We start from the raw sequence: 12,584 nt of genomic DNA, 5'->3' as shown, positions 1-12,584 counted from the left end.
TTTCATTTACTCTTCGAGAGTCGAAATTCAATCCAATCAGAGCGAGCGAAATGAGCCCGAAGCAGAAGGACCCCAGCATCTCGAAGTTGAACGACCTCGGCTACAACGTCATCAAGGTGCCGCGCACGGACATCGCCCCACTCGATCTCCTCGCTCACGATGCGTCGAGTCCGCAGTTGCGCAAGATCGGAACCATCTCGACCTTCTGGAAGACCGCCGCTCCCATCCCGGTGCCCGGCCCACCCAGCGCGGCCTCCAGCCTGAATAACACGCATAGCAACAAGCTCGAGCTGGGCTTCGGCCTCGACCTGCTCAAGGGAGCACTCGCCGTCTTCGGTGCGAGCGCGCCATCGCTCGATCTCAGCCACACCAGCGCCAGGTCGCTGCAGTTTAACTACACCGGTGTCACCACCGTCTCGATCGACACCGGCCTCATCGGCGACTATCTCACCGAGGGCACCCTCAACGTGGGCAACCCCGAGACGAAGCACCGCTTCCTCGACGAAGGCTCGCAGGTCTACATCATCACCGAGGTCATCCGTTCCACCTCCATCACCGTCACGGCGACCGACGACCAAGGCAACGGCGTCTCCCTCAGCGCTCCGGAGATCAACGGCATCGTCGGCGGCAACGTCAGCGTCAAGCCATCCTCCGCCACCAACTCCGCCATCACCTTTGAGAGTGCGACCACGCCGCCCACCGCCGCCAACTTCGGCTTCAAGGCGATGCTCCTCACATGGCAGCCCACACCCGGCGGGGCCCTCGGATCCGGCACAGGAACCTGGGCCTTCGCCGACGCCGACGACATCACCTTCGCCGCACCTGTTCTTGGCAGGTCATCGGCTGCCGCTGCTGAATCAACCGGCCCCGTCGTCTTCGAGACCGGCCCCGAAAGCTGCCTGCTCGACCTCTAGCGCTTGACCGGGTCACTCATCAAGGGGATGAACCCGCCACCCTACATAGAACCGTCATCTCGACCGGAGCGAAGCGTAGTGGAGAGACCCCCGCATTGGTTGTTGCATATGTAAGCCGTTCTTCCCCTGCCACAATCGTTGCTATCTGAGGAGCAGAAATGTCCGATCCGCAAAACGACCCCAACGCCCTCCCGATCCCGCTAGGCGTCCGCATCGACACCGGCGCTCCCCACCCGCCGCTGACGCAAGCCGACGTAGACCGCATTCTCGCTGGGAGAGCGACGGTACCCCCAGCTACCGCCGCCCTTGCTCGCGTCCAATCCGTCACCGCGCTGGGCCCCGACGGCAGCGTGGCCGACCGCAACAACCTCTGCCAGACCGGATGGTCCGTCCTCTTCGCGTCCGACGCAGACCCCGCGATCAAGGCCCAGCTCCAGCCTCTGCTCGACCTCCGCCAGCGCCAGGTCGCGAAGCGCGCCATCCCCGGACGCAAGCCGCTCTTCCGCATCTTCGAAGGCACAGACCCCGCAACCGGCGGCGTCCTCCTCAACCCCGACGGCACCCCGCAGACCGCCCAGCAGTGGACCCAGCAGCACGGCGCATCGCTCACGGCTGCCGTGGTCCCCAGCATCGTCCCTTATTACGTTCTCATCGTCGGCTCGCCGGAGCGCATCCCCTTCAGCTTCCAGTTCGACCTTAGAGCCCAGTGGCTTGTAGGCCGTCTCTACTTCGACGACATCGCCGACTACGGACGCTACGCCGCCCACGTCATCGCTCAGGAGATCGACCCCGCTAACACCACCGCTCCGCCGCTGCCTGTGCAACCCGCGCAGACCGCCGTCTGGATCACCAGCAACCAGGGCGACGTCGCTACCACGATGCTCGCCAACGCCGTCTCCGGCGACTTCCAGGCCACCGACGGCATCGCCCAGGCGCCGCTCGGACAGGACTGGGGCTTCGCCGCCGACTTCTCCTTGCGCGCCGACGCCACCAAGGCCCGCCTCTTAGACATCCTCACCGGCACTCGAGGCGCAGCATCGATCCTCTTCACCGGCTCCCACGGAGCCGAAACATCCCCACCCGTCACCGACGCGGACATCGCCTACCAGCGCGGCACCCAGGGCGCGCTTATCACTCAGTCATGGATTCCCAACCAGCCCGCCGCCGCAGCCGATCTCTTCGAGGCCACGGACATTCCTGCCCAGAGCATCTTGCCGGGAATGATGGTCTTCCTCTTCGCCTGCTTCAGCGTGGGCTGCCCGGCCACCGATAGCTACTCCACCAACCCGGACGGGTCGCCCATCATGATCGCCAAAGCTCCGCTCATCTCGAAGCTGGCGCAGGCGCTTCTTGCCAACGGGGCCCTCGCTGTCATCGGCCACGTGGACCGCGCCTTCAAATACGGCTTCGTCGATACCAGCGGAACCTCGCAGGTGCAGATGCTCCGCACGCCGCTGGAACTCCTGATGCAGGGCAACCGCGCCGGCCTCGCAGCCGACGCCTTCAGCACCACCTGGGGCGCGATCGAAGGCTTGCTGCACAACGCCAACCCCGCGCCAGTCGCGAACGCTGCCCTCCGGATGCACATCGCCAGCGACGACGCCCGCAACTACACCGTGCTCGGCGACCCGGCAGTTAGGCTGCGGGTAGCCCCGGCGGACTGAGGCCACCCGCCGGTACACGACTGCCCTGGCATAGCCGCCTGGCGCTAGCCACCTCTCGAGTGATTTGTAATCCCACCAAAACCGGGTCCTTCGCTTTCACCGGCCCCGTCGGTGTCGATCTCCAAGTGAAGCAGATTCGAAGTGCCACCGGGAAAGTCCGGTATCGCGGCACTCGCGGTGGCTTCGAAATAGACGCTGTAGGCGCCCGGATCGGAGGTTGTGAAGGTGAACACCGTCGGTCCTTTCGAACCAAGTGAGACGGGGCCGTTTGGGGCCGGCGATAATGCTGCAGTGGCATCCGGCGAGAAGAACGCAAACACTGGTCCAGCGTTGGACAAAGAGAACGCCAGCGTGTCGCCGTTGCTTATTGCAACCGACGGTTGACTCGGCACCAGCGTTCCTGCATCGTTGGAGATAAAGACTTCGGTATGTGCCATAGTGTGCCTCACATTAGTTCAATTTAGTCTTGCTGTCCACAGCCAGCATCGATCTCGCTTTGTTGAGTTCGGTAAGAAAGGATGGGTCGCTGCGGAGCTTAGCGAATTCCGGACTTCGTAGAAATTCGTTTTTATGGATTCCTCGTGCCACCGCCTTAGAGATGAGCTGCACGGCCTTGCCCCTTTCTCCGGCCATTTCGTAACTGTAACCAGCAATGTAGCTGATGTCCGGGTCATCAGGTGCCAGGATCAACGCTTTCCGAGCCAGCGGAAGACTCATCCCGGTATTTCCGACAGAAGCATAGTAATCTGCCAAGTCTGCCAATAGGTCCGAATCGTCAGGTGACTTTCGTCGCTGAACTTCTGCAAGTTCAATCGCCTTCCGATAGGTCTCCATCGATTCTTCGCGTTTGTCGCCGCTCCAGCGATACACGCTACCAAGGCTTCCCCATGCTTGATAGTCCGAAGGGTTTAGTTCAATCGCCTTCTTGTCCATCTCTGCTGCGTCCGCGTAGTTGCCTTGCAACTGGAAGACGCTGCCCAGGGCCCGGTAGCTATATGCGTCCGGCTGCAGGCTCAATACCGTTTGAAAGTTCTTCCGCGCGTCTTCGAGTTTGTCCAATTGGATATCCACGAGGCCCAGATCATACAGCGCGAGTGTATTCTGCGGATCAAGTTGTACAGAACTCTGCCACTGCTCCGCCGCGGTCGCCAGATTTCCAGCCCCCATGTAGTAATGGCCCAGCCTCAGCGGCCACATTGAATTGTCCGGATCGAGCGCCACAGACTGCGATATCTCCTCGATGGCCTCCTTGCCCTTGCCCAGCGACTGGTAGACCTCACCAAGCGCGGCATGGGCCTCAGCGCTATGGGGGTCGTGCTCAAGCGCCGCATTCGCGTCGTTGATCGCCAGATCGCTATGGCCTGTGATCGCCTCGATCTGTGCACGCGTCACGAGCGCTGGAACGCAGGCCTTGTCCATCCCAAGCGCCTTCTCGGTTGCGGCCTTTGCTGCATCCAGCAGATCGCCTTTGCTCGGGTCGTTCTTGTATTGCTTGAAGTACGCTGTCCCCAGACCGGCCTGCGCGAGCGCGAAGGTATTGTCTTCCTTCAGTATGTGCTGGAAGATCGTCACGGACTCTGCGATGTTTGAGTCCTTATACGACTTCTTCAACAACTCGCTGGCATGCGTGTACTCGTCGTTAATTCCGGGGCCAGCCACGGCCAGCGCCGTCTTCGCCCCAGCGCCGTCCTTCTGCCGGTGCAGGCTTATATAGTCCGCCGCGGCCAGCACGAATGTGGTCGCCAGAATCGCCGCCGCTATGGTCATCCACCGCCGCGAACCCGTCGTGACTTCGGCGGCCCGCTGCACCTCCGCCTCCACCGGCACCGCCGTCCCGATGCACTCCGCCAGAGCCTCGGACAACTGCCCTGCGCTGCTGAACCGCTTCGCCGGATCGGTCTCGATCGCCCGGCTCACCGCTCGCAGAAACTGGTCCGGCAGGTCGCTGCGAAGGTCCATCAACGTCCGCTTCTGCGCCAGCGCAGCCATTGCCTCTGCCCGCGACAGACGGCCGAGCCTCGCTGGATACTCGCCCGTCACCAGATAAAACAGCAACACGCCCATGGAGTAGATGTCGCTGGCAACCGTCGCGGTCTTGCCCTGCCACAACTCCGGCGCCATGTAGTTCGGCGTCCCCGCGATGTCCTCCTGCAGGTGCGGCAGCGCGCTCAGGCCAAAGTCCATCAGCAGGATGTGGCCACCCTCCTCGCGCATCACGTTCTCGGCCTTGATGTCGCGGTGCAGCAGCCCCGAGCGATGTACCGTGCTCAACGCCCGCGTCACGTCGAGCCCAATCAGCACCGCCTCGCGATATCCGAACGGTCCCTGTGACACCAGCAGTGCGGAGAGCGTCTTGCCCTTGACGAAGTCTGTCCAGAACCCCACCCGCCCATCATGGCGATCGATCCCATACACCGGGACGATGTTCGGATGCCGGACCGACGCCAGCGCCCGCGCCTCCCGCAGCATCGCCTTGTACTCTTCATCGCTTTGGCCCGAGCCCGTCGGCGAAGGCAGAAGCAGCTTCAGAGCGACCTCGCGCTCCAGGTCCGGGTCCCACGCCCGGTAGACCTCGCCAAACCCTCCCTGGCCCACCCGCGCCAGCAGCTTGAACCTTCCCCATGCATCGCGCACCGCTGGAACGTCACCCGGTGTGGAAGGCCGCGTGTTCATGTCGAGCGTGAGGTCTTCATCCATACGATTCAATCGGATTATATGACCCCATGCATGCCTCGCCTGGCAGCCGGTCGTTCGCCGTCTGACCCCGCGTAACCCTTGCGCAGTGATACCATCCGATTTAAACCCGCCCACAGCCTCAAGCCGACAGTCGGGTAACTCCAGGCGGCAATTCCACGTCATGACCCCCGCATCCAGATCGTCGCCTCAGATCGTCCTGCACACCGAGGGCACCCGGCGCACCGTTCCCGTGGATCATGTGCCGTTCACGCTGGGCCGCGGACACGACTGCCATCTCACCATCGGCCACCCCCACGTATCGCGCGAGCACGCCGCCATCGACCGCGACTCCGACGGCTACTTCCTTCGCGACACCGCCAGCCGCCACGGCACCTTCGTCAACGGTGTCCGAGTCTCGACCACGCGCCTTCGCGCCGGTGATCGCATCACCCTCTTTCCCGACGCCGGTGAGCGCGACATGCTTCTCTTCGAGCAGGCCGAGGAAGAGAGTAGTACCCGCACCCTGCTCGCCCAGATCACCAAGACCTCTGGCCCTGGGTCAGGTCTGGGAATCGATAAGACTCAGGTCGCTCTGGCTATGGGTGGCCAATCAGAGCTCGAGACCTTGGCGCTCTTCCTCAAGGCCGCGCAGAGCCTCAACAGCTACGGCGCGGTCAACGACGTCCTCCGCACCATGCTGGAATACACCCTGCGGCTCACCGGCGCCGAGCGTGGCTTCGTCTTCCTCGGCGACACTGCCGATACGTTGCGGCTCGAATGCTGGCAGGACAAGGATGGGAACGCGACGACAGCCTCTGTGCCGCTCGCCCCAATCCATGGCGAACAGGCAGACCGGCCCGCGATCTCCTACTCCATTGTCCGCGAGGCTGCGGACTCCCACCTGGACTTCATCCTCTCGAACATCAGCGCCGATGCAGCCCGCGGCCACGAGAGTCTGATCCTCAACGCCATTCGCTCCGTAGTCGCTATCCCCCTGCGTGGCCAGAACTCCGACCGGCTCCTGGGCGTGCTCTATCTTGACAGCCGGTCCATCACCCACGACTTCACCCGCACCGGCAAGCAGATCCTTCAGGCGCTTGCTCACCAGGCGGCGACGCTGCTCGAAAACCTGCGGATGATCGAGGCCGAACGCGAGTCCGCCCTGCTGCGCAAGGAACTCGAGATCGCCGCCGCCATCCAGCAGCAGATCATCCCGCAGACGCTTCCCGAATTTCCCGGTGTCCGCCTCGCCGCCCGCAGCGTCCCCTGCACCGGCGTCGGCGGTGACTTCTACGATGTCATCCCCGTCGAAGACGGCTTCGTCGCCCTCGTCGGCGATGTCTGCGGCAAGGGCGTTCCCGCGGCCTTGCTCGCCTCGATGGTGCAGGGAATGCTGCACGCCCAGATCTCGGCCCAGGCCACCCACGTCACGTCGCTCGCCCAGACCGTACAGGCGGTCAACAACTTCGTCTGCCTGCGCGCTCCGGTCGAAAAGTACGTGACCCTTGCCATCCTGCGCTACACCTTCCCCCTGCTTCCTGGCGATCCCGCGCAGATCGAACTCATCAACGGCGGCCATGTCTCTCCCGTAATCGTCCGGTCGAACGGCACCGTGGAGACGATCCACGATGGAGACATGCCCGTCGGCCTGTTGGAGATCGCCAGGTTCCACGCCATCCTGATCACTCTTGATCCTGGCGACCGCATCGTCCTTCTCAGCGACGGCATCAGCGAGGCCGAAGACCCGAACGGCACCCAGTTTGGCGCCGAAGAGATGAAACACTATCTCTCCAGCCCCGATCCTGTCCCATCTCTCTTCCATGCCATCAAGGGCTTTTGCAAAGGGGCACACGCCCAGGACGACCAAACCGTCCTCACCGTCGACCGCCTCATCTGAATTTGTCTAGGACATCTAGAAAGACGTCATCTCGACCGGAGCGAAGCGTAGTGGAGAGACCCCCGCATTTGTTCTTGTAGTTGGGCCGGCCGCACAAGAGGGCCCTAATTCCACTGCTCGCGATGCCGCTCCACCCACCAACACGGCTGATATCCCAACTGCGGAAACAGTGACCGCGCACACGTGACCTGGACCTGTCCGGCCAGGTCGTACTCCTGCTTCTGCCCCTTCAGCGGAGTATTAAGAAATTGATCCACCTGAATCACCCGGTAGGCCGTCCCATGCCTCAGGCGTATCTGGAGCACAGCGGCGTCGCCAAGATATCCCGCGAGCAATACGAGGACCAAAACCAGCGCCGCCGACCGAATCCATCGCATCATCTTCTTCCGTCTCCTCCGCCGCCCGCTGTCTATCAAAGCACACGCACTCTCATTCCTTCAATTAAGTCCTCGCGGAGCAGAGGGTGGATATGCGATTCTGAAAGCTGTTCTCGTCGCTGAGAACGATATCATGGACTCGGGCACCGCAAACGAGTGTCCAGGAGAGCTATGACCTGCCCGGAGATGAGAATCGGTATCGATCTTGGAGGAACCAAGATTGAAGCTCTCGCACTTGACCGCGAGGGCAAAGAGCTTCTGCGCTATCGCGTCGACACGCCGCGCAACGACTACCCCGGCACCATCACCGCCATCGCCGGCCTCGTCCGCCGCCTGGAGTCCGAAACCGGATCGACCGGCACCGTCGGCGCGGGCATCCCCGGCAGCGTCTCCCGCCGCACCGGCCTGGTCAAGAACGCCAACTCCACCTGGCTCAATGGTATGCCGCTCGCAGAAGATCTCTCCGCGGAACTCGCACGCGAGGTCCGCGTCGCCAACGACGCCAACTGCCTCGCAGTCTCCGAGGCGACGGACGGCGCCGCCGCTGGCCACCACGTCGTCTTCGGCGTCATCCTCGGCACCGGCTGCGGAGGCGGCGTAGCCATCGACGGCTCCGTCCACGCCGGCCCCAACGGCGTAGGTGGCGAATGGGGCCACAACCCGCTACCCTGGCCCACACCAGACGAGTCCCCCGGCCCCGCCTGCTACTGTGGCAAGCTCGGCTGCATGGAGATGTGGATCTCCGGTACCGGCGTCGCCCGCGACTTTCTTGACGTCACCGGCAAGTCGCTTACCACCCGTCAGATCGTCGGTCTGTCTGAGACCGGCGACGCCCAGGCGCTTGAAGCACTCGACCGTTTCGAAGACCGCCTTGCCCGAGGCCTCGCGACCGTCATCAACGTTCTCGATCCCGACATCCTCGTCTTCGGCGGTGGTCTCTCGCTACTTCGGCGCATCTATATCAATCTTCCCGCGCTTCTGCCGAAGTACGTCTTCGGCCGCGAGACCGACACCATCCTCGTTCCCGCGAAGTTCGGCGATTCCAGCGGAGTCCGCGGCGCTGCATGGCTTTGGCCATCTCTATGACACCTTGGTCATCAACCGAAAGGTGGAGAACAGTTTCCACCTAGTCAGTCCTTTGCCCAGGGAATAGCATTCTCATGCACGCGTAGAAGCAGCCTTCCAGCAACAGCAGAGCACGAAACTTGCGGAAGGCTCTTCGAGGTGCAGCCGGGTGGGTTTAGTTTTGATCAGCAGCCGCAAATCGTCTTCGATACTCCGTTCAAGCTTCATCGTCTATGCGTCCGCCGCGCTGCTCGGAGCGACGCTGCTCGCTGTCTGGGGAACAGGGGCACATCGCACCGTTAAAGCGGGCACGGAGGCTGATGAAGCCGCCGCTGCTCGCCACGCTTACAGCGAAAAGATCGCCACCAGCTATAACTTCCGCTACGGCAAAGACAAGCCCTTCCTGCCTTCGAACGCTACCACCGACACTGGCGAGTTCATCAGCCCGAAGAGCTTCTACACTGCCGATTACTGCGGCCACTGCCACCAGGAAGCGCATCAGCAGTGGCGTGAATCCGCGCACTCAAACGCCAACCGCGTCCCCTACTACCTTCGCAACGTCGGCCTGCTGAACACGGAGAAGGGAATTGAGTTCTCCCGCCACTGCGAGGGCTGTCACGACCCCATCGCTCTCGTCGCCGGCGCGCTCACCGAAGGTGCTCCCAAAAAGCGCCCCTACGATCAGGACGGCGTCACCTGCACCGTCTGCCACTCCATCAAGAGCGTCGACACCCGCGGCACCGGCAGCTACGTCATGGGCGTCCCCGCCGTGCTCGTCGATGAAGACGGCAATCCCATCACCCGCCCAGTCACCGACGCCGAGATTCTCACCCATCTCGACCGCCACAGTAAAGCTGTGATGAAGCCGTTCTACAAGACCTCCGAGTACTGCTCCGCCTGCCACAAGGCGGCGCTGCCCCGGGCTCTCAATGACTACAAATGGCAGCGCGCCATCTCTCTTTATGACGAGTGGCAGAACTCCTCCTTCGCCAAGCAATCGCCGCTACCCTTTTATGTGAAAGATTCCGTCTCCACCTGTCAGACCTGCCACATGCAGCGCGAAGTCCTGAAGCTGACCGACTACGGCGCGAAGAACGGCCAACTTGCCTCGCACCGCTGGCTCGGCGCAAACACCCTGATCCCCAAGATATACGGCTTCGACGAGCAGGCCACACGCATCGTGCAGTTCCTGCAAAACAACGTCTTCAACGTCGACATCTTCGCCCTCGAACACGGCGAGCAGCCTGATGGCGTCGCTGCCCAGACCGGCTCCGGCGAGCCGCAGTCGCTCATCGCTCCGCTTGGCCTCACCAGCTTCAAGATCGCCCCCAAAGAACTCGTCACCGCAAACGTCATCATCCAGAACAAGGGCATCGCTCACAGCCACGTTCCCGAGCAGCGCGATATGTACGAGTCCTGGGTCGCCTTCACCGTCAAGGACTCCACCGGCAAGATCATCGACGACAGCGGCTTCCTCAAGACCAACGGCGAACTCGACGAGCGCGCCCACAGCTTCACCAACCGCCTCATCAACGTCAAAGGCGGCCTCAACAACCTGCACCAGGTCTGGAACAACCGCGTCGTCGCCTACAACAACACCATCCAGTCCGGCCGTTCGCAGCTGATCCGCTACTCCTTCCACATGCCCGCCTCGGGCGACGTCACCGTGACCGCCACCGTGAAGTACCGTCGCTTCAACCAGCACTTCATCGACTTCGGCATGAACAAGCAGCACTACGTTCAGCCAGTCGTCGACATGGTCTCGCAGACGCGGACGATTCACATCGGCGACAATGCTCCCGCGCCACTTTCCGCTGCTGAGGCCAAGGTCGAAAACAAGGAGTGGATGCGCTGGAACAACTACGGCATCGCTCTGCTCGACGCGCAGCAGTATGCCGCCTCGGTCGCCGCCTTTCAGCATGTCCAGAAGCTCCGCCCCGACTACGCCGACTCCTTCACCAACCAGGCCATCGTCGACATTCTCTGGGAGAAGTACGACGACGCCCGCCCCAGCCTCGCTAAGGCTTTGTCGCTCTCCCCGGGCAACGCCCGCGCTCTTTACTATCGCGCTCTCGTCGAACGCAACGAGGGTGACCTCGACGCCGCAATCCTCGACCTGCAGGCCGTCATCAAGCTCTTCCCGCAGTCCCGCGACGCTCATCGCGAGCTTGGCTTCTCCTACTACCAGCAGCACAAGTACGAGCTTGCCCGCTCCGAGTACGAGTATGTCCAGAGCATCGACCCCGACGACCTCGCCGCGCACTACAACCTCGCCATCCTCTACCGCCGCCTCAAGCTGAAGGACAAGGCAGCCGAACAGGCGGCCATCTTCGCCGATCAGAAGGACGACCCCACCGCCAGCACCTACGCGCTCGAATATCTGCGCGGTCATAATGAGATCGCGAATGAGAGCGTCGTCTGGCATGTTCACGAACTCGACGCACCGACAAAGAAGGTTGACGCCGTCGCCCCAACTTCGGCGGACATGGCCGGTGGTGGTACACAATAGGGAAGAGACCATCCTCCTGGGCCCTATGAAGAGCGACCGACCGCAACTGCAGAAAACTATTTACCGATACTCCGCTCCGTCCTTCGTCGCGGTTGGAGCGATCGTCTTCGGCCTTCTACTCGCCACTGTTCCTCACCCTGTTCATGCCTCCTCCAAGCAGGCCCGGGCCGCGGGTGCGGCAGTCTTCAGCGACAAGGGCTGCCAGCATTGCCACGGCACTGACGCCACCGGAACCGACCGTGGCCCCGATCTCTCGACCATCGGTAAGAAGTGGCACAAGGACCGCATTGAGAAGCAGATCCGCGAGGGTGGCAACGGCATGCCGGCCTTTGCCGACGTCCTCCAGCCCGACGAGATCAAGTCGCTGGTGGACTATCTCAGCTCGAAGCGTAAGCCTGCGCGTAAGGGCACTGTCCCTGGATCAAAGACCCCGGATCCTTCCAAACCGGCTGTCCCTGCCAAGCCATCAGTGGACGACTCCGGCGAGTGAAAAAGCGGCCAATATCCGGCGAACTGCCGGGTAACTTTCAGAAGTAATAATTTCCCGTGTTACTCGTTGCGCATGCCTTCCTGGCTAGTGCTGGCACGCAAGTGCCCCCTTTTACTCCAAATTTCCCCGACTTTGTCGTCAACTGGCGGATTCGCGCAGCCAGACGACAGCCTCTGCCGCCATTTCTGCTGGTAACGCGCCGAAAAGCAAAAAAGTCACTTCGCGTGATTTCCCTTGGAAATCGTTCCCAAATTGATAGAAGCTTCCGTAACAACAGTTCTCAATTTGTCTGAAATGGGCTCGAGGTCACATCGTCGCCCGGGCTTTTCCAGCTGGTTGGCAGCTGGCGGATAAGTGGGGTCTTGTGTACTTCAGCCTCTAAGGCATCAATCAAATTCGACCAAGAATGGGCCAATGCTAACTACAACGACTCAGACCTTCGTAGCGGAGCCCTCAAAGACATCAACCGCACGGCCATCCTCTTCCAGCTTCACATGGAGCGACTCGATTCGCCCCGCGACGCCGCGGCACCCAGCAGATTCGCCGACCGATGCCGCCGCCGAGATGTCCTCGCCGGACGCTGCCCCGAGCTCCCCGCAAAGCTCGCCTTCTCTCGATGTCAGCAGCCGATTCGGCGTTCGTCTTCGCGAGCTGCGCCGCGAGCGCAATCTCACGCAGCTCCGCATGGCCCGCGACTTCGGCATCGACCGCAGCTTTATCTCGGACGTCGAGCGCGGTCGCAAGTCCATCTCGCTGCCCATGCTTGAAGTCATCGCGTTGGGGATGAAGATCTCCCTCTCCGAACTGCTCAGGAACCTGTAATTCAACTTTCCCCCGCCGCCGGGCGCCGATCGCGGCGTCTCGAAGCTCACGCGCAGATGCCAGGTCAATCCCTCTATGGTTTGCGCGGCCTCAAGCGTCTTCGGGACAGTTCTGGGGAAGTTCCGGATATGCTTAGGCGAGGTAGCATCTTCCCTGGGCTATAAGTGTTG

At 62.1% G+C, this 12,584-nt stretch carries 10 protein-coding genes; 7 read left to right on the top strand and 3 right to left on the bottom strand.

Features of this window, described 5'->3' with window-relative positions:
* Positions 1-50: 50 nt before the first annotated feature.
* Together OHL18_RS01260 and OHL18_RS01255 are read left to right on the top strand one after the other, a co-directional pair.
* The gene (locus OHL18_RS01260) at positions 51-914 is read left to right on the top strand and encodes a gasdermin (protein WP_263373022.1); all 864 of its coding nucleotides are present in this window, start codon (positions 51-53) and stop codon (positions 912-914) included.
* 158 nt (positions 915-1,072) lie between these two features.
* Positions 1,073-2,578 (top strand): hypothetical protein, encoded by a 1,506-nt coding sequence (locus OHL18_RS01255; protein ID WP_263373021.1) that lies wholly within the window; start codon positions 1,073-1,075, stop codon positions 2,576-2,578.
* 44 nt (positions 2,579-2,622) lie between these two features.
* On the opposite strand, the gene OHL18_RS01250 is transcribed toward OHL18_RS01255, so the two are convergent.
* Both OHL18_RS01250 and OHL18_RS01245 read right to left on the bottom strand, forming a co-directional pair.
* Positions 2,623-3,015, bottom strand: a complete 393-nt coding sequence (locus OHL18_RS01250) for a cupredoxin domain-containing protein (RefSeq protein WP_263373020.1) — start codon at positions 3,013-3,015, stop codon at positions 2,623-2,625.
* Between the two features lie 13 nt (positions 3,016-3,028).
* Positions 3,029-5,275 carry a serine/threonine-protein kinase gene (locus tag OHL18_RS01245; RefSeq protein ID WP_263373019.1) on the bottom strand — a complete coding sequence of 749 codons (2,247 nt, stop codon included), beginning with the start codon at positions 5,273-5,275 and terminating at the stop codon, positions 3,029-3,031.
* Positions 5,276-5,435: 160 nt separating this feature from the next.
* On the opposite strand from OHL18_RS01245, the gene OHL18_RS01240 reads away from it, so the two are divergent.
* Entirely contained in the window at positions 5,436-7,151 is a 1,716-nt protein-coding gene (locus OHL18_RS01240) for a SpoIIE family protein phosphatase (RefSeq protein ID WP_263373018.1), read from the top strand.
* A gap of 104 nt (positions 7,152-7,255) precedes the next feature.
* Here the strand turns inward: OHL18_RS01240 and OHL18_RS01235 are convergent, their stop codons facing one another.
* Positions 7,256-7,531 (bottom strand): hypothetical protein, encoded by a 276-nt coding sequence (locus OHL18_RS01235; RefSeq protein WP_263373017.1) that lies wholly within the window; start codon positions 7,529-7,531, stop codon positions 7,256-7,258.
* A gap of 168 nt (positions 7,532-7,699) precedes the next feature.
* Here OHL18_RS01235 and mak point away from each other — a divergent pair, with 168 nt between their 5' ends.
* The 4 genes from mak (at position 7,700) to OHL18_RS01215 (ending at position 12,414) form a co-directional block, all read left to right on the top strand.
* Positions 7,700-8,614 (top strand): fructokinase, encoded by a 915-nt coding sequence (mak, locus tag OHL18_RS01230; protein ID WP_263373016.1) that lies wholly within the window; start codon positions 7,700-7,702, stop codon positions 8,612-8,614.
* A 148-nt stretch (positions 8,615-8,762) separates the two neighbouring features.
* Positions 8,763-11,102, top strand: coding sequence for a tetratricopeptide repeat protein (locus OHL18_RS01225; protein ID WP_263373015.1), 2,340 nt, complete (start codon positions 8,763-8,765; stop codon positions 11,100-11,102).
* A 25-nt stretch (positions 11,103-11,127) separates the two neighbouring features.
* On the top strand, positions 11,128-11,592 hold the full coding sequence (locus OHL18_RS01220) for a c-type cytochrome (RefSeq protein WP_263373014.1): 465 nt from the start codon (positions 11,128-11,130) through the stop codon (positions 11,590-11,592).
* 414 nt (positions 11,593-12,006) lie between these two features.
* Complete coding sequence (locus OHL18_RS01215; RefSeq protein WP_263373013.1) at positions 12,007-12,414, top strand: helix-turn-helix domain-containing protein; 408 nt, start codon at positions 12,007-12,009, stop codon at positions 12,412-12,414.
* Positions 12,415-12,584 lie beyond the last annotated feature (170 nt).

It is taken from the genome of Granulicella aggregans, assembly GCF_025685565.1.
Taxonomy (GTDB): domain Bacteria; phylum Acidobacteriota; class Terriglobia; order Terriglobales; family Acidobacteriaceae; genus Edaphobacter; species Edaphobacter aggregans_B.
This window is presented reverse-complemented; position numbering and strand designations above follow the sequence as displayed.

Coding starts and splice junctions, on each gene's coding strand:
- OHL18_RS01260 (WP_263373022.1), top strand. CDS start 51: ATGAGCCCGAAGCAGAAGGACCCCAGCATCTCGAAGTTGAACGACCTC.
- OHL18_RS01255 (WP_263373021.1), top strand. CDS start 1,073: ATGTCCGATCCGCAAAACGACCCCAACGCCCTCCCGATCCCGCTAGGC.
- OHL18_RS01250 (WP_263373020.1), bottom strand. CDS start 3,015: ATGGCACATACCGAAGTCTTTATCTCCAACGATGCAGGAACGCTGGTG.
- OHL18_RS01245 (WP_263373019.1), bottom strand. CDS start 5,275: ATGGATGAAGACCTCACGCTCGACATGAACACGCGGCCTTCCACACCG.
- OHL18_RS01240 (WP_263373018.1), top strand. CDS start 5,436: ATGACCCCCGCATCCAGATCGTCGCCTCAGATCGTCCTGCACACCGAG.
- OHL18_RS01235 (WP_263373017.1), bottom strand. CDS start 7,531: ATGATGCGATGGATTCGGTCGGCGGCGCTGGTTTTGGTCCTCGTATTG.
- mak (WP_263373016.1), top strand. CDS start 7,700: ATGACCTGCCCGGAGATGAGAATCGGTATCGATCTTGGAGGAACCAAG.
- OHL18_RS01220 (WP_263373014.1), top strand. CDS start 11,128: ATGAAGAGCGACCGACCGCAACTGCAGAAAACTATTTACCGATACTCC.
- OHL18_RS01215 (WP_263373013.1), top strand. CDS start 12,007: ATGCTAACTACAACGACTCAGACCTTCGTAGCGGAGCCCTCAAAGACA.